The sequence below is a fragment of the Synechococcus sp. PCC 7336 genome (assembly GCF_000332275.1).
Classification (GTDB): Bacteria; Cyanobacteriota; Cyanobacteriia; order Thermostichales; family PCC-7336; genus PCC-7336.
The window spans coordinates 980,453-1,000,348 of the sequence record NZ_CM001776.1; the positions used below are offsets into that span (position 1 = coordinate 980,453).

Here is a 19,896-nt window from a genome sequence, read left to right on the forward strand (position 1 = left end):
TCTACTTATGGTAACAGAATTGTGAAGTTTTATAAATTTATATGTATTAATGCTTCATTCGGGCCAGAGATTGTGCGTTGGCCTGGGGCGATCTGGGGCTTCCTGTTTCAACCCGTCGATATTGCTAGCATTGTTGCCTTCCGAGTGGCCTTTGGCGGTTTGATGGCCTGGGAGACACTGCGCTATCTCCGCCTCGGTTGGGTCCGCGAGCTGTGGATTGAGCCGAGCTTTCACTTTTCCTATGAGTGGCTGGGCTGGCTGGCCCCTTGGACGGGGATCGGCATGCTCTTCCACTTCTATGCCTTAGCGGCTCTTGCCCTTTGCTTGGCTGCGGGTTTGTTCTACCGCTGGAGCAGCATTCTCTTTTGTCTGGGCTTTACCTTTGTCTTCCTGTCGGAAGCTGTCTATTACCAAAACCACTTTTATTTGATTGCCTTGCTGAGCTGCCTGCTGATCTTTATTCCGGCCCATCGCAGTTGGGCCATCGATCGCACTCTGACCCCCAAAATTGCCAGCTCCAGCATCCCCGCATGGTGTCTGTGGCTGCTGCGCTTTCAGGTGGGCTTGCCCTATTGCTTCGGAGGCATCGCCAAACTCAACAGCGACTGGCTGCAGGGACAACCGATGCAGTTGTGGCTGTCCGAACGTCAAGATTTCCCCCTCGTGGGGCAATGGTTCGATCGCTCTTGGCTGGCGGACCTACTCAGCTATAGCGGACTGGCGATCGACCTCGCTGCAGTGCCGTTACTGCTGTATCGAAAAACCCGCCCGCTGATGTTTTTGGCGCTGCTGATGTTTCATTTCACCAATGCGCGCCTGTTTGACATTGGCGTCTTTCCCTGGCTGGCGATCGCCGCGACCACCCTATTCTTTCCCCCCGATTGGCCCAAGGTCTTATGGACTCACTTGCGAGGATCGGCCCTCAGCCGGTTTGCATTTGCCGTTGGAGCCCTGTTGGGGATGGGGGCCGTGCTGGGGTGGAGTGGAAAGCAGGATATCGTGCTCGTTGCAGTGGGGGCGATCGGTACCGGTCTCGCGACTCTGGCATTGGCAGAACAGTTGGGTTTTGCAGGCGATCGGGAGGACTTGGCCTTGCCAGTCAATGCTTCACAACCCGATCCTCTCTTGCAATGGACATGGACGCCGACCCGTCAATGGGTTATCGCACTGCTGCCGCTGTGGGTACTCGTGCAGCTATGGCTGCCCCTGAGACACTACTTCATTCCCGGCGATGCTAATTGGACGGAGGAAGGTCAGCGATTTGCTTGGCGCATGAAGTTGCGGGACAAGCGCGGCTCGGCGGTGTTTTATGCCTTCAATCCCGCCACACAAGTGGGGAACGAGATCGATCCGCGCGAGATCCTGCGCCCCTGGCAGTATGTCAGGATGCTGCAGCGGCCCTATGCGATCGCTCAATTTGCCCGCCATCTGGGCGATCTGCTGGCAGAGGCGGGGGTTCCCGAAGTGGAGATTTACGCCCGCGTGCAGGTTTCCCTTAACGGTCGCCCCCCGCAATTTCTCATCGATCCCACCGCCAATCTGCTCGATCGCGCCTCAAACATTGTGCCCGCACCGTGGATTTTCCCCTTACTGGAATCGCTGCCCCCCAACGCTCGATCCCGAGAAACCTCAGAGGCGATCGCTGCTTTGCCACCGACCGTCGAGCCAACACCCCAAGACCTTGCCCGTTACAGTTTGGCCCCACCAGGGGGTGGCGGCTGAGAGCGTGTGCATCGACTGGCGATCGCAGGTCCAAGTTTTGTAGGGAGCCAAAATCGTACAGTTGGCGGGCTGTCCCAGATCGAGTTTGGGCGCGATCGCTTGTAAGACTTTTGCCGGACCCACAGAGAGCGCCGACCACAGCTCCGTCGCCGAGAGACGATCGGTCTCCACCAACTGCTGCCACAACATCGGCAAGGCCAATTCCAAGCCGATCGCGCCTGGAGGAGACTCTGCAAACGAGACGGTTTTTTCCTCAAAGGTATAGGGGGTGTGGTCGGTGGCGATCGCGCTCAGCGTCCCCGCTCTGACAGCATCGATGAGGGCTTGGCGATCGGTAGCGGTGCCCAAAGGGGCGTGCAGGTGCAAGGCAGGATGGTAGTGGAACAATTCGACATCGCGATCGCACAGCAGTAGGTGCATCCAGGAGGTGCTGGCGGTGACGGGCAAGCCAGCGGCGCGGGCGGATTCGACCAGTTCCAGACTGCGCGCCTGGGTGAGACGCATTAGATGAATGGGGGTGTGGGTGTAGCGCACCAATTCGATCGCGGTGGCCACCGCGATCGATTCTGCCACTGACGGAATCCCTTTTAACCCCAATCGCACCGACCATTCCCCCTCTAACATGGCTCCGCCCGCCAGCGATCGCTCCTGCGGCCACAACAACAGTGGTTTGCCTAAGGGCTGCACGTATTCCAACAGCCTTCGCAGCAGCGGCACCGAGTCAATTGGCCGACCGTCACAAAATCCAGCCGCCCCACTGGCTGCCAATTCTGCCAGCTCGGTCATGGTTTCCCCTCGGGCTGCTCGGGTGATTGCGGCCAAAGGATGCCAGTGGGGAGTGTGACCGGGGCGCGCCTGTTGTCGAATTGCCTCTAATTGAGCGGGATCGTCCGCCACGGGATGGGTTGTCGGCAAGAGGGCCACTTGCGTAAATCCTCCGGCGATCGCCGCTTTGCCCAACGACTCCACTGTTTCTCGCTGCTCGAATCCCGGTTCCCCCGACTGGGCATAGAGATCCACCAGTCCCGGCCCGATCGCCCAATCTCTCCCGTCCACGATGTCTGTGCCCTCGGGAACCTGGAGCGAATCTTCAATGGCGCGCAGCACTCCCCCGGCAATCCAGACATCGCCAAGGCGATCGCCAACGCCCGCCGGATCGACGATGCGAATCTGGTTCAGCAGATAGGAGCGATCGGAGGCGAACATTGCGAGGCACCAGACACACCATTAGGATTCTGCCGTATTGCGGCGATCGCGAGACTTTACAGAACGTCTCGCTCGCTCTCTAAGCCTCCAACGATAATAAAAGTGGGGGAAGCGCGATGACTGGGAGGATATCGCCATGAGGACATTTCCAACAGCCGATCGTTCGGCCTATGTAGCAATTCAATGGGCGATCGCTCTATTGGCAGTTCTGTTGGTACTCGCCATTTTTGCACCGATTGCCATTTAACCAACTGCCCACTCGGAATTTGTCGGTTGCTCGCGAGCGTCCTCTCACAAGGCCGCTCGTGGGGGGGTAGCTCGAATTTTATGCGCAGATTATAGAATTCGCGGTCGTTTAAATGAATTTGAAACGACTTCTTTTTTTCATCTTTAAATCAGTTTTGAAACCAAGATGGCTGGGCGTAAAATGCCATCTCATCTCTATTGAATGCTATAGACCTTGCAATCGAATGCTTGACTCTTACCAGTCATATTCCAGCAAGGAGATGCAATCGCATTGTACTCAGCCAAATCTTTACAGCAGAGTTTAACTTCACAAGAACTTGATTTAAAACTCGATCCATCTTTACAGTGGTTGGGTATCCTAATGGCATAGATCTAAAGTTCCCCATCCATCAGTCTGAGTGGTGAAACGCTGCTTTCGATGGCATCTGCGACATTCTCGATAACTCACTTGAGTGCGATATCAACTCGTAATTGACTCGACCCCGCCAGACCTCTCACAAGTTCCCCGCTGGCGGATTTGCGGGAACAAATGCGGTGTTTGACAGAGCCAGTGGGATGAGCTAGATCGTGGCCGCCTCCATCACACCAACATTCATGCAGCTATTATTTTCCAGAAATAATAAAAGCTTCACCCGTGAAGACAGCTCGAACAAGCATGAGCAAATACCAGTAGCCCAACAACGGCCGTCGCTGGGTTTGAGGGTTAAGGTGCTGTCGATTGTCGGCACAGCTTTTGGCATCATCTTTCTCGGTCAATTTGCCATTGCTCGCTTTATCCTACTCGATAGCTACGTTCAGCTTGAGGTTGATAAAGCTCGGGTAGATGCCGCGCGGATACAAAATGCGCTCGATACCAAACTCGCACAATTGGACGGGTTCAGTCGAGACTATGCGGCTTGGGATGACACCTATGACTTTGTCGAATCTGGCAACCCCGCCTACATGCAGTCGAATGTGGTCGATTCTACCTTTATCGACGGCGAACTGAATGTCCTGATAGTTGCCAACCGTTCGGGTGAGTTACCGATCGCCGCAGGCTTCGACCTAGAGGCTGAAACCCGTGTCCCGCCACCGCCAGAGCTGATTCAACTGGCCGCAGTTGGCCATCCTCTATTCGTTCACCCCGATGCCAACAGCAGCCACGTGGGCATCCTCCCCCTCTCGGAGGGACTCATGCTGGTGGCGTCTCAACCGGTACTGACGAGCAATTACGACGGTCCCGTTCGCGGGGCCTTCATTGTGGGTCGCTGGCTCGACAGTGCAGCCGTCTCGGAGGTGAGTGAGATGACAGAACTGCCGGTCAGCCTACATCGGTACTACACCCCTGGGCTGGCACCCAATCCCCAGGCGATCGCTGCTGCAATGGATGCAGAGAATGAGGGTGTTGCCGTCCAGATTCTCGACGGGAGTACCATTGCCAGCTATGCCTCGATGCGAGATTTGAGTGGGCAACCGGCCCTGATGTTGAGTGCCCAAACCCCCCGTCGCATTTACGAACGAGGGCGGGCGAGCTTGACCTATTACTTTTGGTCGACCCTATGTATCGGTCTAGTGCTTTGCGGCGTGGCCCTACTGCTGCTCGAAAAATTGGTTTTGGCCCGACTGACCTGTCTCAGCCAAGGGGTGAGCGAAATTGGCACCACAGCGAGGTTAGACCAGCGGCTGTTGCTGTCGGGCCGCGACGAACTGGCTAGTCTGGCGGGAACCATTAACCAGAGCCTGGATCGACTGGAACACTCCCAGCGGGCTTTGCAAGAGAGTGAAGAACGTTACGCACTGTCTGTGCGCGGTGCCAATGACGGCGTCTGGGACTGGAATTTACGATCTGGAGAACTCTATTTGTCTCCTCGCGGAAAATCGCTTCTGGGCTATGGGGATGACGAAATTGGCGATCGGCCCGAGGAGTGGTTCCAGCGGGTTCACCCTCAAGACATCGAGCGGGTCAAGTCGGCGATCGCCGCGCACCAAGAGGGGCAAACCGACCAATTTGAAAGCGAATATCGGATTCGGCACAAACATGGCAGCTACCGGTGGGTGCTCTGCCGAGGGGTGGCGGTCCGGGCCGAGTCGGGTGAGCCCGAGCGGATGGCAGGCTCGCTGACGGACATTACCGATCGCAAACTCGTAGCAGATCTCTTAGCCCGCCAAGCGAGTGAATTAAAGCGTTCCAACCAGGAATTGGAGCAGTTTGCCTCGGTGGCGTCCCACGATCTGCAGGAACCGCTGCGCAAAATTCAGGCGTTCGGCGATCGCCTCCACAGGAAGTTCAGCTCTGAGTTGGGCGAGCGCGGTCGAGATTATCTGAACCGCATGCAGGAAGCCTCCCAACGCATGCAAACTTTGATTCAAGACCTACTCGCCTGTTCTCAGGTCACCACCAACGCTCAACCGTTCGCCCTCGTCAGCCTGGAAGACATTGTCAAGGCAGTGCTCTCCAACCTAGAAGAGTGCATTCAACAAACCGACGCAACCGTCGAAGTCGGCCCATTGCCCGACATTGAGGCCGAGCCCTTCCAGATGCGCCAACTGTTTCAAAACCTGATTGGCAATGCCCTGAAATTTAGCCAGCCGGGGCAGCCCCCCGAGATCGCAGTCAAAAGCGAAATCGTAGCGGTCGAATCTCAAGGGGAAGAGGCCGGTAGAGACATCTGCCGCATCTGGGTGGAGGACAACGGTATTGGCTTTGACGAACAGTATCGAGAACGCATATTCGAGATGTTTCAGCGCCTGCACGGTCGCAGTCACTATCCCGGGACTGGAATCGGTCTGGCGGTCTGCCGCAAAATTGTCGAACGCCACAGCGGTACGATCTCCGCCCGCAGCCAGCCCAATCGAGGCGCGACCTTCACCCTTACCCTGCCCATGCGACAGCCGTTGAGCGATCCCTTCTCGTGACCGTTCTTCTGTTCGCACAGCCCCCACTCGCCCCTGCCATCCCCGCCCAGCTCGATCGAACGGAAGGATAAGATTTGCAATGACCGTAAAGGAATCACTAACCGTTCTGCTGGTGGAAGATGATGAAGATGATTTCGTGCTAGTGCGCGACTTGCTGGAGGATATCCAGGATACAGATTTTCAACTGGATTGGGTCAGTTCGACAGCAGAAGCTCGGTCAGTTTTGCAGCATCGCACCTACGATCTCTGTCTGTTGGACTATCACATCGGTCCCAACAGCGGTATCGAGCTCTTGCGGGACATCGTCTCCCAGGGCGATCGGATGCCCGCGATTTTGCTGACCGGCCAGAACGATCGCCAGACAGACTTAATGGCGATGCAAGTCGGTGCTGCCGACTATCTCGTCAAGGGGACCATCGACACGGCCCAGTTGGAACGCTCGATTCGCTATGCGGTCGATCGGGCGCGCACCTCATCGGCCTTGAAACGCAGCGAAGAACGATACGCTCTAGCGGCGCAAGGCTCCCACGACGGTCTCTGGGATTGGGACTTGCAAGCGCAAACCATATATTATTCGCCCCGCTGGAAATCGATTCTGGGATATGGCGAGACGGAATTGCCCGACAGTCCTGAAGCCTGGTTCAATCACATCCATCCAGAAGACTGCGACCGGTTTCAGACCGCCTTTGAGGCCCACCTGCGCGGCCAAACCCCTTCGTTGCAAATTGAGTACCGCATCCGACACCAATCGGGAACCTATACTTGGTGCCTGAGCCGGGGATTGGCAGTGCGGGATGCCGAGGGCAAAGCCTATCGAATCGCGGGTTCGCTCACCGATCTGAGTCGGCACCGCATTCTGTACGATGACTTGACCGGGTTGCCCAACCGACGGTTGTTCCTCGATCAGCTCGATCGGGCTCTAGACAGAACTCGGCAGAACCCCGACTACCGCCTTGCCCTCTTATTTCTAGATTTCGATCGATTCAAACTGGTCAACGATAGTTTGGGCCATTGGGTGGGAGACCAACTGCTGGTCGCCATTAGCCAAAGGCTAGAAGCGTTGCTGCGTCCGGGGGATATCTTGGCCCGCATGGGTGGGGACGAATATGCCATTCTGCTAGAAAATATCGACCGGACTCCGATCGCCGCCACAACCCTTGCCAACCGCATCAATCAGGTGCTGAAGCAACCGTTTTATATCGATCGACATCCGATTTACATCAACTGCAGTATTGGCATTGCCTTGAATTCGCCCGACTCTCAGGATGTCGAGAGCCTGCTCCGCAATGCCGATACGGCCATGTACCGAGCTAAAGCACTGGGCAAAGCACAGTTTGTCGCCTTCGATCGCGAGATGCACCTGGAGGCACAACATCAGCTTCAGCTCGAAACTGACCTGCAACAGGCGATCGCCTGCAACCAGTTTTATCTGCTCTATCAGCCAATCTTGAACCTGAGCGGGAACTACGTCATCGGGTTCGAAGCGCTGATCCGCTGGCAGCACCCCACGCGCGATTCGATTGCTCCCCTGGAGTTCATTTCATTCGCTGAAGAAACCGGGCTGATTTTTCCGATTGGCGATTGGGTCCTGCGCGAAGCCTGCCGACAACTGCGGGCTTGGCAACAGCAATCTCCCGCTTTTGAAGGATTGGCTATCAGCGTTAATGTGTCGCGCAGGCAGTTGTCCAGCCCCGACCTCACCGAGCGAGTGGCGAGCATCCTCATTCAAACGGGATTGCCGGCTCACTGCTTAAATTTAGAAATTACCGAAACTGCCATTGCCGAAAATTTAGACAAGGCCGCAGCGGTACTCGGTCAATTAAAATCTTTAGGGGTCGGCTTGCATATCGATGATTTTGGCATTGGGCAGTCATCCCTACAGTGCTTGCATGCTTTTCCGATCGACACCCTCAAGATTGACAAATCTTTTGTCCGCCAAATGGGCGAGCGGCATGGCGATAACGCGATCGTGCAAGCGATCGTGACCCTCGCCCATAGTTTGGGGATGGAAGTATTGGCAGAAGGGGTGGAAACGGTCGAGCAGCGCGATCGACTGCAAGCCTTTCAGTGCGATCTCGCGCAAGGCTATTACTTTGCCCGCCCCTTGCATGTCGAGGAGGCCTGCGCTCTTCTGGCGGAATCTGGCCGCCCATTCGATGGCACACTCGTAGATGGCTGCCTCAGCTGCGACCCCACCGTTCCCGCTTACAGTGTTGCGTCTTAACCTCCCGTTCTCGCCACCTGCATGACTGTACCTAAACCCCTCAGAGCGATCGCCATTGGCGGAGGGGCCGCAGGCTTTTTTGGCGCGATCGCCGCTGCCCGTCCCCACACCCGGGTCACGCTGCTGGAAGCGGGTCGTCAAGTGCTGGCCAAAGTGCGCATTTCCGGTGGCGGACGCTGCAATGTCACTCACGCTTGCTTCGATCCGGCCCGACTGGTCAAACATTACCCGCGCGGCCACAAGGCTCTGCTCGGTCCCCTCAATCAATTCCAGCCGCGCGATACGGTGGCTTGGTTTCAACAGCGGGGGGTGCAACTCAAAACTGAAGCAGACGGACGCATGTTTCCGGTGACGGATGATTCTGGCACCATCGTGGATTGTCTCGTGCAATCGGCTCGTCGCGCAGGTGTGGAAATGCGGACGGGGTCGCCTGTGGTGAAGGTGGCTCGCCGAGGTACAGATACGCCACTATTTGACGTTCACTTGCAATCGGGGGAGGTGTTGGAGTGCGATCGCCTGTTGTTAGCCACCGGCAGCAGTCCTCAAGGCCATAGAATAGCCCGCAGCTTGGGCCATCGCATTGTGCCGCCCGTGCCGTCGCTGTTTACCTTCAATATCCGGGACGATCGCCTGCAGGGGTTGGCGGGTGTGTCTGTTCCCGAGGTTAACCTCAAGCTCCAAATGGCTAACAAAACCAAGCTGGAGCAGTCGGGGCCGTTACTCGTGACCCATTGGGGGGTGAGTGGACCGGCAGTGCTGAAGTTGTCCGCTTGGGGGGCGCGGGCACTGCACGACAGTCACTATCGAGCGCAGCTCTCGATTCATTGGCTGCCCCAATGGAATGGGGAGGAAGTGCGGCAGCAGTTGCGAGCGCTGAAGCTAGAGGCTGCCAAACGGGCGATCGCCTCCCGTCCCTGTTTTGGCTTGCCGAAGCGGTTGTGGCAGGCGATCGCGATCGCGGCAGGAATTCCAGCCGATCGCCGCTGGGCAGATCTATCGAACAAGATGCTCAATCGACTGGCCCAGGCGCTTACCCAGAGTCAATTTGAGATTCGGGGGAAGAGCAACTTTAAGGAAGAATTTGTCACCTGCGGCGGTGTGGAGCTCGATCGGGTGGATTTTAAAACGATGGAAAGTCGCTGTTGTGCGGGCTTGTATTTTGCTGGCGAAGTGTTGGATATCGATGGCGTGACGGGTGGGTTTAATTTTCAAAGTGCTTGGACGACAAGCTGGATTGCGGGGAGGGCGATCGGGCGATCGATGCGATCTCGCTGACTTTACTGCTAGAAGAACTGAAGACCCTGCTTGCCGATCGTAAGACTTCTCTCGAATAATAGTGTGGAGCCAATTTTAGCAATGGATACAGCATCACTGATCGATATTCTCGAACAGGATTATCGGCGTTTCCCGCAGGAGCAAACGTTCGATATTTATGCCGAGGATGTCTACTTCAAAGACCCCCTGAATGAATTTCGGGGGCTAGAGCCCTATCGGCGCAATATTGCCTTTATCGAACGGTGGTTTCAGCAGCCGCAATTGGATTTACAGGCGATCGAGGCTGCAAGCGATCGGATTGTGACTCGCTGGATACTGAGCTGGACGACGCCGTTGCCCTGGAAGCCGCGTATTGCGATCGCCGGTTGGAGCGAGCTAGAGGTGAACGAGCGCGGTTTAATTCAATCCCACATCGATTATTGGCACTGCTCGAAGTTAAACGTCATCGCGCAGCATTTTTGGCCCCAGCAAGCAAATGGCCGCGCCTCATCCGATCCTGAGTAGCACTGATGGGTCAGGCCCGAGCACCAACCCCCTTGCGCTGGGGCGGAACTTTGGCGGCCGCTTCGTATTGTTCGTAAGCTGACACGATCCGACGCACGAGTGGATGTCTAACCACATCCTGCCGATCGAACGTGCAGGTGGCAATTCCCTCTACCCCCTGCAAAATCCGGGTTGTGACCGAGAGCCCCGACAGTTGATGGGCTCCTAGGTCCGTTTGAGAGAGATCCCCCGTTACCACCATGCGAGATTGAAAGCCGATGCGGGTGAGCACCATTTTCATTTGTGCGGGGGTGGTGTTTTGGGCTTCGTCCAGGATGATGAAAGCGTTGCTGAGGGTGCGCCCGCGCATGTAGGCCAACGGGGCAATTTCGATGGTGCCCTGCTCCATGAATTGAGCAACTTTTTCGGGCTCGATGAACTCGTAAAGCGCGTCGTAGAGGGGGCGCAGGTAAGGGTTGATTTTGGCTTGCAAATCCCCCGGCAAAAAGCCGAGCTTTTCGCCAGCTTCGAGTGCCGGTCGGGTCAAAATCAGGCGATCGTATTGGCGATCCTTCAATGCCTGAATGGCCATGACCGCGGCCAAGTAAGTCTTCCCCGTCCCTGCCGGACCGAGGCCGAAGGTGAGATCGTGGGAGGCGATCGCCCGTACATACTTTTGCTGGCGAGGGGTCTTGGGGCGGATCGATTCCCCTTTTCGATTGACCGCCAAGACTTGGTTTTGGGAATCGCGATAGCGATCTTCTTGGTGGGTATTGAGAGCTGTTAGAGCCGTTTCGACATCCACCTCAGTCACCGCACTACCCTGTTCCCACAGAGGTTTGAGCAGCTCCACCAAGGCCCGGACTCGATCGCGCTGCACTGCAGTGGCAGTCACCCACAAGGCATCTCCGCGTAGAGCCAGTTGTGCCCCCGTGCGGCGACCGATTAGCTTGAGGTTGGTGTCTTGAGGACCAGCCAAACAAAGGGCATTGCTGCTGCTGTAGAGGGCGATCGGCTCGGATTCAATCATGTGGAAAATAGTTTTCGGACCTCTAGGCTAACTTGCGAGCTAGGGTATAACGACTCACAAAGTGGGTGCTAACATTTAACACCTCGCAGTTAGCCGCCTGCAGGCGATCGCCTAAATCGTCGCGAATATAGTCGCGATAGTAGGGCTCGTGGAAGGTGCTGGCAAAGTTTTCCATCGATTCCAGCAGTTCGGGGGAGTCTCCCAGTTGGATAGAGTCACAGATAGCGATCGTACCCCCCGGTTTGAGGACGCGACTGGTTTCGTTAAGAGCGTTTTGGCGAGCATTGCCGGGAAGTTCGTGGAATAGAAAGACACTGGTGACGAGATCGAAAGTGGCGTCGGCGTAGGGCAAGGCTTCTGCGTTCGCTTGCAGCAGTTGGGGCAATTCGCCGGGACGTTCGCTCAAGAGCTGATTGGCTTTGCGCAAGTAGGCCGGAGAGAGGTCGGTGCCGAACAGTTGAGCAGAGGGGAAGGCAGCACGCAACATGCGCAGGGTGCGACCGGTGCCGCAGGCCAGATCGAGGATGCGGGTAAATTTGTCAGGTTTCGTGCCTGCGATTTCGACAATGGGACGAATGATGCGGCGACGCATGGCGTCGGCACTGCCGCCGAAGAGTAATTCCACTTGCAGATCGTATAGCTCTGCCGAGCGATCGCTGAGATACCCGTCGGTTTGGTGGTGGAAGTTTTGCAGGTAGTACTGAGGGTAACCTTCAGTATCGATGTCGGGAGAGAACTCTTGGTGTTGCTTGCGGCTGATGCGATCGCGGATAGAGAGGAGATCGAGCCAGACTAGGGGGTAAGTGCGGGCAAAGTCGAGCCAAGGGAGATCGAACAGCAGCGATTTGGGATAATAGCCCGCCTCTGCATCTCGATAGTCTACCGCTAAAAGTTGTTCGTAACGCTGCCGTACCAACTGGAGTGTGGAGTCACTCACCTTTGCGGCAGCCTTCTGTGGAGAGGAAGAGGCTTGTCCGCCTAAAAATTGCTGCGGTAACTCGGTGACGTCTGCGAGGAAGCGGCTGGCGCGCGAGGAGGTTAACTTGTGCAAGACTCCGAAGTAGTTCTTACTCCACTGGATGGCTTTGTAAGCGTTTTCTTCGAATGAATGAGAGGCTAGATCGGCAAAGTTGGGAACGACTTGCATGGCTGCGAGAAGGCAATACTGCTTAACTTATATTCATGTAACTGAATATAACGCATACTTCACTGACAGCCCCCGCGTCACTCCCGAGCGGGGCTATTCGATCGATGTATTGAGCGGTCCCGAGACATTCTCTGCCGTTTGGCCTCGTACAGCAACAGCGCCCCAGCCACCCCCACATTGAGAGACTCCACTCCGGCCGCCATCGGAATGTCAACCGCCGCATCTGCGATCGCCAACAGCTCGTCCGACAACCCAGCCCCTTCATTCCCCAATAAAAACAGCGTCGGTTGCGTCAAATCTAATTGCCAAAACGAGACAGCCGTGCGAGTGGCCGTCTCTGCTGCCGCCGCCAACAACTGTACTCCCTCTCCCTGACAGGTATTCAGCCAACTGGGCAAGTGGACAATCTCGGGGGGCTGGCGAAACCACTGACCGGCAGATGCCCTCAATACCTTGGGATGCTCTGGATCGACACTATCCGAACTCAGCCAAAGACCATCCGCACCTGCCGCCACTGCCGTTCGGATCGACATCCCCAAATTGCCGGGATCTTGCAGGCTGGCGAGGGCCAACCCCAAGCTCGGGATCGCAGGCTTGGCGATGGCGCGATGTTGGCAAAGGGCGACGACGCCATCGGGGGTTTGGGTGGTGGCGATCGCCGCCAACACCGCGTCTCCCACCAACTGCTGCCTGACTCCCGCCGGGATTTGTGCCTTCAAATGAGGGTGGCGCTCCGACCACTGGGGCGTAAAACAGACGGCGTCGATCGGCCATTGGGTGGCGATCGCCTCTTGCAATAAATGGGTCCCCTCCGCCAAAAAGACAGCCTGTTCCCGTCGCCCTTTGGCCCAGTGGAGTTGGCGCAACTGCCTTATCCAAGGGTTGCGGGTGCTGGTCAAAATGGCAGGGGTATCCACGATCGGGCTCGCTGAGAAGGAGGTCGAAGCTGAGTTAAAATCTATAGGCTATTGGGATGGGAGATCGGGTGTCGAGATAAGATGGGAATTCTGCAATCGCTCGATATTGAAGCATTTTTGCACCAGAGTGTTGGTGAATGGATGTCGCAACAGACGAGCCATCAAGTGGCCTTTCGTCGCTACGAAAGTGGTCAATCCACCCTCGAGATCGAATGGGTGAGGGCCGATGCTCCCGAGGCGATTGCTGCCTGCGAGCAGCACGGCCTCAATCCTGCGATTGCCTTGGGCGGTCTCAGCACTACCTGGAGGGGGCGCCTGGGGCAAGAAACTGTCGAACGCACCGAACGCAACCTTCTCATCCTCCTGCCCGATCGCGATAATCCCAGACAGGGCAAGCTGGTATACCAATTGAATGGCGATCGACAATCTTCTGTACGGGGCACTTACTCTCTCGGCAGCGACGAAGCGCTTACCCTGATTACAATCGACAAAGAGACCTCATTGCAAGAACGGATTTGGTTTGCCAGCGAGAATCTGCGCTTGCGCTCGGCAGTCTGCAAGCAACAGGGCGGCTTCAGCACTGCTTCGCTCAATTCTGACATTCGCCGCTTGTCCCGCTCCTAGAGAGATTGGAGCATGGATGCGCGCTTTTCACTCGCACCGATGTCTCCTTTAATTCGAGGGCTCACAGTCTTGCTGTGGCTGTTGCCGCTTGGGTTTGGAGGGTATGCGATCGCGGCTCGATCGTGGCCTAGCGGACTCTTGTTTCTGTTCCTCTTCAGTCTGTATGGAGCCGTCTGGATAGGGTGTCGGCCCTCTGGATTTGCGGTATCCAGTTAAGCGGTATCCAGTTAAGCGGTATCCAGTTAAGACGTAGCCATTGTGTTTCCAATCTGGACGCGCCGCATTCCTTTCAGGGACATTGCCAGACCTGAGTTCGATGACTCTGCATGGCCCTCACCCCCGGCCCCTCTCCCAAACTTGGGAGAGGGGAGAAACAGCCGAAAATCCTTACGGGGTCTTGTTCCCCTGTCCCCAAAGTTGGGGGTAGGGGTTAGGGGAAGGGGGCCACAGGCATCTAGACAAATGGCCAATGTTTCGGAATATGAATTTCGCCAGCAGCATCAGAATTGGGGGAAGGGGCTAGGGGATGGGGCCAGACACTTGTCGAACTGACATTGCCAGCGTTCGAGTCGCCAATCAGGCGGATATCAAACGGGAGCTGGGGTGGAGTGTTCGCATTGGCGTGGGAGGGTTGTGATGGTGGCAAACCTCCAGACAATCCTCCCCAATACCCTCACTCGGTAGCCCTAGCAGAGGCAAGACTGACCTTGAGGGAATGAACTCCGCAGCGCATCAAAAGGCTAATATATTAACCTTATACAGGTCGGCAAATCCAAAAAGCTCACGAAAATCACCTAGTTCGATGTGCTAAGGTCGGCCAATTTACCCAGAAACGCTTTACAAGCATTAGTGTTCGTACTAAAATTTTGGAGAAATAAATCATTGATGTTTTACTCTGACCTGTTCGTCGCGAAATACGTTTAGAAATCGATCTGCAGATCGATTTCTAAACGTATAGAACTAACGCCAGCTTGGGTGGGCGATCGCTCTGCTGGCAAGCATTGTTCTAAATAATTGGGTGTGTTCTAAATAATTGGGTGACTGACGAGAGATATACGGGCTCTGGACCGTGGCTTAGATGGGCATGTGTTGCCTTAAAAGTTCCTTTCTATTGCATTTGAAGGTGGATAAGCGCGATGGGGCCAATTTCAAATCAATCCCGAAGTTACTCCTATGCTGTTGCCATATCGCTATCTGGCGATATAGCTCATGCTTCCGTGAAGTCGGCATTCAAGCGAATGGTCGATCTTGTCGGGGCTTCAGTCGGCTTGATTGTTTTGTTGCTGCTCTTTGTGCCGATCGCTGTGGCGATCGGCTTAGATAGTCCGGGTCCTATTATCTTTAGGCAAAAGCGGTACGGTTTGCACGGACAGCCTTTTCAAGTTTTGAAGTTCCGCTCGATGGTAGATGGGGCAGATGCTTGCAAGTGCGAGGTTGAGAATGAAGCCAACGGACCGATTTTTAAAAACCGCAACGATCCTAGAGTGACTCGCGTCGGCCGCTTCCTACGCTCCAAAAGTCTGGACGAATTGCCTCAGTTTTGGAATATTTTGATGGGGGAAATGAGTCTGGTGGGAACTCGCCCGCCGACGGAAGACGAGATTCTGCAATACGGCGATCGCCATTGGCAGCGTTTGAATGTCAAACCTGGCTTGACGGGAGAATGGCAGGTCTGTGGCCGCTCCTCAGTCGATAACTTTGAAGATATTCTCGATCTCGACTTGGCCTATCAGGCGAAATGGACGCCGATCTACGATTTACAGGTGCTCTGGCAGACCGTCCTCGCCGTCCTCTTCGGCAAAGGGGCATGGTAATTGCCCGTCAGGATTTGAACGTTCTGCCTAATGTTCAAGTGAAAGTCAGGAAATCAGCCAAGAGATAAATCACGAACAACTCAATTCAGTAGGGGCATAGATATTGCAGTCGAGAACATAGCAACTTGTAATTGCGATCCCTCTTGCCATACTCTGGAGATTCTTCTCCCGATGAGCATTCTATTTGACGTATAATTATAGTCTCAGAGATTTTTCTGGAAATCTTCTAGGCTCTCTGCTTCTAAAGCAATATCTAGAAGTTCCTCGAGTCGCTCTGGATTGGCGATCGCCTGTAGCGATGTCGAGACAGCTTGAGGGAGCGGTCCAAACTGATGGGATAGGAGGCGGACAAGCATCCGCTTCCCCTCTTCTGCCTTACCTCTAGCTTCGCCTCTAGCTTCGCCTTTAGCTTCGCCTTTAGCTTCGCCTCTAGCCTCAGCTTCGCTCAACCAATCCTTCAATAGGGGAGACTCCATCAAATCCAACATTTTTCTGCTCCTGAGGAATTCTTCGATAACATCCCGCCCCGTCGGCTGGAGCGAACTCAACAGCACCGCCACCGCGAGCAAATCCTGTTGCCTCGACTTTAATTCTACTCGCTCGGAAATGGCTGCTTCACAAGCCTCAAGCCGCTGCTTCAGATTGTTCGGCGGTCCCATCAGAGGTATCAAGGGCAGCAGGCCGGGGCGATCGCTGGCTAAAATCGTCGCTGGATCTTGCTCCCAGAGCCTGAGGATTCGAAATTGCACTCGAATCCCGCCGCATTCATAGACATCGGGCATCTCCCGAGCCGCTTTGCTGTCCTCCAGCAATATCAAGATCTGAGTTGGTGCTTTGCCATAGTCGAGCAAGATAAACAGCGAATATTCAGCCATGCGCAGCGGCATCACCGTGAGAGGCTGACGCTGAAATTCTATATGTGCAATGCCCAGCTTGCCATTGGGGGAAGAATAGCGCACGACAAAATCCGCTCGCCGCTCGCGAGAAGTCAATACTGGATTGACGATCTCCTCCACCCGAACCGCGTCGCCCAGCAGCCATTGAAGAAAGTCCTGGCTGTAATCTCCGACTAGACTGCGCAGGTTGATGTCGTACTCATTGCGGGTCATTGAACAGAGACTAGAAGAGCTGGACTGAAATGTTTTCAAGGGGCATAGATGATTTGTAATGGGTGAGAGGCGATCGCGTTTGGGAAGTAGTGGAACTTAGCTGAGCGGCAGAGAAGCCCGCGCAGCGGTAAGTTACAGTGTCTGCGAGCGAGATCGTGGCGGCCAGAGGGCAGACGGAGTCTCTATAGCCGCTTCGTCTAACAACACAGTGGGCAAAGCTTGCATGAGCCAAAGATGAGAGGGGGCGATCGCAAGAGTTGGAGACGGAGCTGGGGGAATCGATTTCACCAATTGTAACGATAAGTCGATCTCCAAGGCTAGGATATCGAGTTCCAATTCCAGCAAGTGTTGTTGTAAGTTGCGATCCATAAAACAGGTCCGACGAGGGACAGTATTAGTCAGTATAGGTACCACATATAGTGTGCAAACCTTTCAGATTGAGTTACTCTCCACGTTAGATGGAAATCGAGCATTGCGGAGAGAAGCTTTAATCCGCTCCTTGGAGATTAGCCTGCCCCAGATTAGTTCCAGAAAGATCGGTTGCGAGTCGAATCTAAAATCATCGCTATCTCGAGAGTGTCGCGCACGGGCTGACTGGCGATGGCCAGTGCGAACGTTAAGCCAGTCTGGATAGAGAGGAGGAAAAACTGGCATGAGTGTCACCGAGATCGCCCCTGTTGTTTTGTGCTTGGGGGAGGTGTTGTGGGACTGCTTGGCGGATGAGGTGGGGCGATCGCGGCAACAAGTTTCGGGCTGGACTCGTTACCCTGGCGGCGCTCCGGCAAACGTGGCGACGGCATTGGCGAAATTGGGAGTGGCTAGCGGGTTCGTCGGTTGTGTGGGCAGCGATCGCCTGGGCAGTCAGCTTGTCCAGATCTTGACGGAGTCGGGGGTCAATCTGGAGGGCCTACAGCAGCATCCCACGGCCCCAACCCGCCAGGTTTATGTCACGCGCACGGCAGAGGGCGATCGCCAGTTTGCCGGATTCGATCGCCCCAACCGCCAGTTTGCCGACACCTATCTCGAGCCCGACCCATTGCCCGCATCGCTATTTGCGCAGGCTCGCTATCTCGTATTGGGAACCTTGGGCTTGGCTTACTCGCCGACAAAAGCGGCAGTGGCGCGGGCGATCGCTTGGGCGCAACAGCATTCTCTGACAGTGGTGGTCGATCTCAACTGGAGACCGACGTTTTGGCCCGATCCCAATGCCGCCAAAGCTGCGATACTCCCATTGCTCAACTGCGCAGATCTGGTCAAACTGACTGCTGAAGAAGGGCACTGGCTGTGCCACTCCGATGACCCCAGCGAAATTGTGCGGCAGTTGCAGCCCGCGCTCGGGGTGTGCGTCACGGATGGCGATCGCGGCTGCCGCTACTGTTGCGAAGCCCAGCGGGGATTTGTGCCCGCCTTTGCGGTACCGACTGTGGATGCCACAGGTGCGGGGGATGGATTTTTGGCGGCACTGGTGGCGGCACTGGCGCGATCGCCCCAAGATGGCTCCAGAGATTGGCAGCAGGTTGTGACTTATGCCAGTGCCGTGGGGGCGTTGACTGTAACGAGTGCAGGGGCGATGGCTGCACAACCCACAGCATTACAGGTGAGTGACTTCTTGGCTGGAGAACTGGCAGAGTAACCTGAGTTCGATAGCCCTGCATTGTCCTCACCCCCAGCCCCTCTCCCTAGGGCTATCCATTAGGCACAAGTCGATGGAGAGCTTACTGTGACTGGATTATAAACTGCAGTAGAGACTGAAGCAGTTGTAGCCGGAGGGAGAGAAACCATGCAAGATTGGGTCAGCCAAGAAATCAACCCGATCCACTTCGCCGATTTGCGACATGCAAAGCGGTTGGGGCAGATCGTCACAGACTTGAGTGAGCAGCCCACAGCGAGCGTGCCTCAGGCGAGTGGGAATGCCTCAGTGGCCCAAGGAACCTATCGATTTTGGGCCAACCCGAAGGTGAGCACGAGCAGCATTCTGGACAGTCATCGTGATGGAGTGGTCAGGCGGGCCCTCACGGGCAAGACGGTGCTGGCCATTCAAGACACAACGGATTTCGACTTCACCACTCACCCCCAGACCGAAGGGCTGGGCTTCATCAATCAAAGCCATCAACAGGGAATCAAAGTCCACAGTTGTTTTGCGGTGAGCGGCGAGGGAGAACCCTTAGGTCTGTTGAGTCAATTCATCTGGAATCGCAAACAGCGGCGCGGGAAGAAAGAAAAACGCTCAGTGACTCCCATCGAGCAAAAGGAAAGCTATCGCTGGATAGCAACTCTCGCAGCCGTAGAGCGAGAGCTCGCGGGCCAAGAGCAAGTGGTTCATATTGGCGATCGAGAAGCAGACATCTTCGAACTGTTTGCCCATCCCCGTGCGGACAACAGGGAGTTACTCATCCGCGCAAGGCACAATCGCAAACTTAGCCACGAGCTGGGCAAGTTCATCCCCACCCTCGAACAAGCCCCAGTCTTGGGAGCGATGAGCCTGCAAGTGCAGCGTAATCCCAAGCGAGCGGCCCGCATTGCCCAGTTGCAGGTGCGGGCGATGGCGGTGACGCTGGAGGTGCCATCGCATCACCTCAAAGCCGCGAGCTTAGAGCCCGTGCGCCTCAATGCCATCTTCGTGGAAGAAACCGTCCCCCCTGATGATGGCGCTCAGCCGATTCGCTGGTTTCTGCTGACCAGCTTGCCAGTTGAGAGCTTCGAGCAGGTCTGTCAGTGCATCCGCTGGTATAGCTACCGCTGGCTGATTGAGCGGTTTCACTTCACCCTCAAAAGTGGCTGTGGCATCGAACAGCTCCAACTGCAAAGCTATGAGCGCTTGCTCAAGGCTCTGGCAACCTACAACGTTGTAGCTTGGCGATTGATGTGGCTGACCTACCGCGCTCGACTCACCCCGCAAGCCTCCTGTGAGCTCGTTTTACAGCCTGCTGAATGGCGGCTGTTACGACGCAAGTTTGTGCCGAAAAGTCGCTCTCAAAAGCCACCCACTCTGCAACAGGCAATGCTGTGGATTGCTCGATTGGGAGGCTTCTTGGCTCGCAAGGGCGATGGCAACCCTGGATTGAAGACGCTTTGGCGAGGGCTGACCAAACTCCACCATTTGCTTGAAGGGGCTCAACTGGCTTCTCAAAGCTAGTGCCTGTCTATGGTTCAGCTACTTTTGCCTAATGGATAGCTCCCTAGGGAGAGGGGAGAAACAGCCGC

At 55.7% G+C, this 19,896-nt stretch carries 18 protein-coding genes; 10 read left to right on the forward strand and 8 right to left on the reverse strand.

Annotation, left to right across the window (positions count from 1 at the left end):
- Window positions 1-72: 72 nt before the first annotated feature.
- Complete coding sequence (locus tag SYN7336_RS27690; RefSeq protein ID WP_017324797.1) at window positions 73-1,722, forward strand: HTTM domain-containing protein; 1,650 nt, start codon at window positions 73-75, stop codon at window positions 1,720-1,722.
- Here SYN7336_RS27690 and SYN7336_RS04830 read toward each other — a convergent pair.
- Entirely contained in the window at window positions 1,630-2,928 is a 1,299-nt protein-coding gene (locus SYN7336_RS04830) for a dihydroorotase (RefSeq protein WP_017324798.1), read from the reverse strand. The genes SYN7336_RS27690 and SYN7336_RS04830 overlap by 93 nt on opposite strands.
- Window positions 2,929-3,882: 954 nt before the next feature.
- Between SYN7336_RS04830 and SYN7336_RS04840 the strand changes: the two genes are divergently transcribed.
- The 4 genes from SYN7336_RS04840 to SYN7336_RS04855 all read left to right on the forward strand — a co-directional run bounded on the left by SYN7336_RS04840 (window position 3,883) and on the right by SYN7336_RS04855 (window position 10,072).
- Window positions 3,883-6,069: a CHASE4 domain-containing protein gene (locus SYN7336_RS04840; protein WP_202951140.1), complete on the forward strand. Its 2,187-nt coding sequence runs from the start codon at window positions 3,883-3,885 to the stop codon at window positions 6,067-6,069.
- 79 nt (window positions 6,070-6,148) lie between these two features.
- Entirely contained in the window at window positions 6,149-8,293 is a 2,145-nt protein-coding gene (locus tag SYN7336_RS24505) for a bifunctional diguanylate cyclase/phosphodiesterase (protein WP_017324801.1), read from the forward strand.
- A 21-nt stretch (window positions 8,294-8,314) separates the two neighbouring features.
- A complete protein-coding gene (locus tag SYN7336_RS04850) occupies window positions 8,315-9,568 on the forward strand; it encodes an NAD(P)/FAD-dependent oxidoreductase (protein ID WP_017324802.1) in 1,254 nt (417 codons plus the stop codon).
- Window positions 9,569-9,649: 81 nt separating this feature from the next.
- On the forward strand, window positions 9,650-10,072 hold the full coding sequence (locus tag SYN7336_RS04855) for a DUF2358 domain-containing protein (protein ID WP_017324803.1): 423 nt from the start codon (window positions 9,650-9,652) through the stop codon (window positions 10,070-10,072).
- 10 nt (window positions 10,073-10,082) lie between these two features.
- On the opposite strand, the gene SYN7336_RS04860 is transcribed toward SYN7336_RS04855, so the two are convergent.
- From SYN7336_RS04860 to SYN7336_RS04870, 3 genes are all read right to left on the reverse strand, one after another.
- A complete protein-coding gene (locus SYN7336_RS04860) occupies window positions 10,083-11,081 on the reverse strand; it encodes a PhoH family protein (RefSeq protein ID WP_017324804.1) in 999 nt (332 codons plus the stop codon).
- A 22-nt stretch (window positions 11,082-11,103) separates the two neighbouring features.
- On the reverse strand, window positions 11,104-12,228 hold the full coding sequence (locus tag SYN7336_RS04865) for a class I SAM-dependent methyltransferase (protein ID WP_017324805.1): 1,125 nt from the start codon (window positions 12,226-12,228) through the stop codon (window positions 11,104-11,106).
- Between the two features lie 77 nt (window positions 12,229-12,305).
- A complete protein-coding gene (locus SYN7336_RS04870; protein WP_017324806.1) occupies window positions 12,306-13,145 on the reverse strand; it encodes an RNA methyltransferase in 840 nt (279 codons plus the stop codon).
- Window positions 13,146-13,226: 81 nt separating this feature from the next.
- On the opposite strand from SYN7336_RS04870, the gene SYN7336_RS24510 reads away from it, so the two are divergent.
- Complete coding sequence (locus SYN7336_RS24510; protein ID WP_017324807.1) at window positions 13,227-13,769, forward strand: phycobiliprotein lyase; 543 nt, start codon at window positions 13,227-13,229, stop codon at window positions 13,767-13,769.
- Between the two features lie 12 nt (window positions 13,770-13,781).
- Complete coding sequence (locus SYN7336_RS30495; RefSeq protein ID WP_156820027.1) at window positions 13,782-13,985, forward strand: hypothetical protein; 204 nt, start codon at window positions 13,782-13,784, stop codon at window positions 13,983-13,985.
- Between the two features lie 238 nt (window positions 13,986-14,223).
- Here SYN7336_RS30495 and SYN7336_RS30500 read toward each other — a convergent pair whose 3' ends face one another.
- Window positions 14,224-14,415, reverse strand: coding sequence for a hypothetical protein (locus tag SYN7336_RS30500; RefSeq protein ID WP_156820028.1), 192 nt, complete (start codon window positions 14,413-14,415; stop codon window positions 14,224-14,226).
- Window positions 14,416-15,007: 592 nt separating this feature from the next.
- On the opposite strand from SYN7336_RS30500, the gene SYN7336_RS24515 reads away from it, so the two are divergent.
- The gene (locus SYN7336_RS24515) at window positions 15,008-15,583 is read left to right on the forward strand and encodes a sugar transferase (protein ID WP_017324808.1); all 576 of its coding nucleotides are present in this window, start codon (window positions 15,008-15,010) and stop codon (window positions 15,581-15,583) included.
- A gap of 203 nt (window positions 15,584-15,786) precedes the next feature.
- On the opposite strand, the gene SYN7336_RS04885 is transcribed toward SYN7336_RS24515, so the two are convergent.
- The 3 genes from SYN7336_RS04885 to SYN7336_RS32925 all read right to left on the reverse strand — a co-directional run bounded on the left by SYN7336_RS04885 (window position 15,787) and on the right by SYN7336_RS32925 (window position 17,245).
- Window positions 15,787-16,692 carry a hypothetical protein gene (locus SYN7336_RS04885; RefSeq protein ID WP_017324809.1) on the reverse strand — a complete coding sequence of 302 codons (906 nt, stop codon included), beginning with the start codon at window positions 16,690-16,692 and terminating at the stop codon, window positions 15,787-15,789.
- A 132-nt stretch (window positions 16,693-16,824) separates the two neighbouring features.
- Entirely contained in the window at window positions 16,825-17,061 is a 237-nt protein-coding gene (locus SYN7336_RS04890; protein WP_017324810.1) for a hypothetical protein, read from the reverse strand.
- 118 nt (window positions 17,062-17,179) lie between these two features.
- Window positions 17,180-17,245 (reverse strand): pentapeptide repeat-containing protein, encoded by a 66-nt coding sequence (locus SYN7336_RS32925; protein ID WP_156820336.1) that lies wholly within the window; start codon window positions 17,243-17,245, stop codon window positions 17,180-17,182.
- A 99-nt stretch (window positions 17,246-17,344) separates the two neighbouring features.
- On the opposite strand from SYN7336_RS32925, the gene SYN7336_RS04895 reads away from it, so the two are divergent.
- Entirely contained in the window at window positions 17,345-18,325 is a 981-nt protein-coding gene (locus SYN7336_RS04895; RefSeq protein ID WP_017324811.1) for a carbohydrate kinase, read from the forward strand.
- Between the two features lie 147 nt (window positions 18,326-18,472).
- Window positions 18,473-19,828 carry an IS4 family transposase gene (locus SYN7336_RS04900; RefSeq protein WP_017324427.1) on the forward strand — a complete coding sequence of 452 codons (1,356 nt, stop codon included), beginning with the start codon at window positions 18,473-18,475 and terminating at the stop codon, window positions 19,826-19,828.
- The last annotated feature ends 68 nt before the right edge of the window (window positions 19,829-19,896 follow it).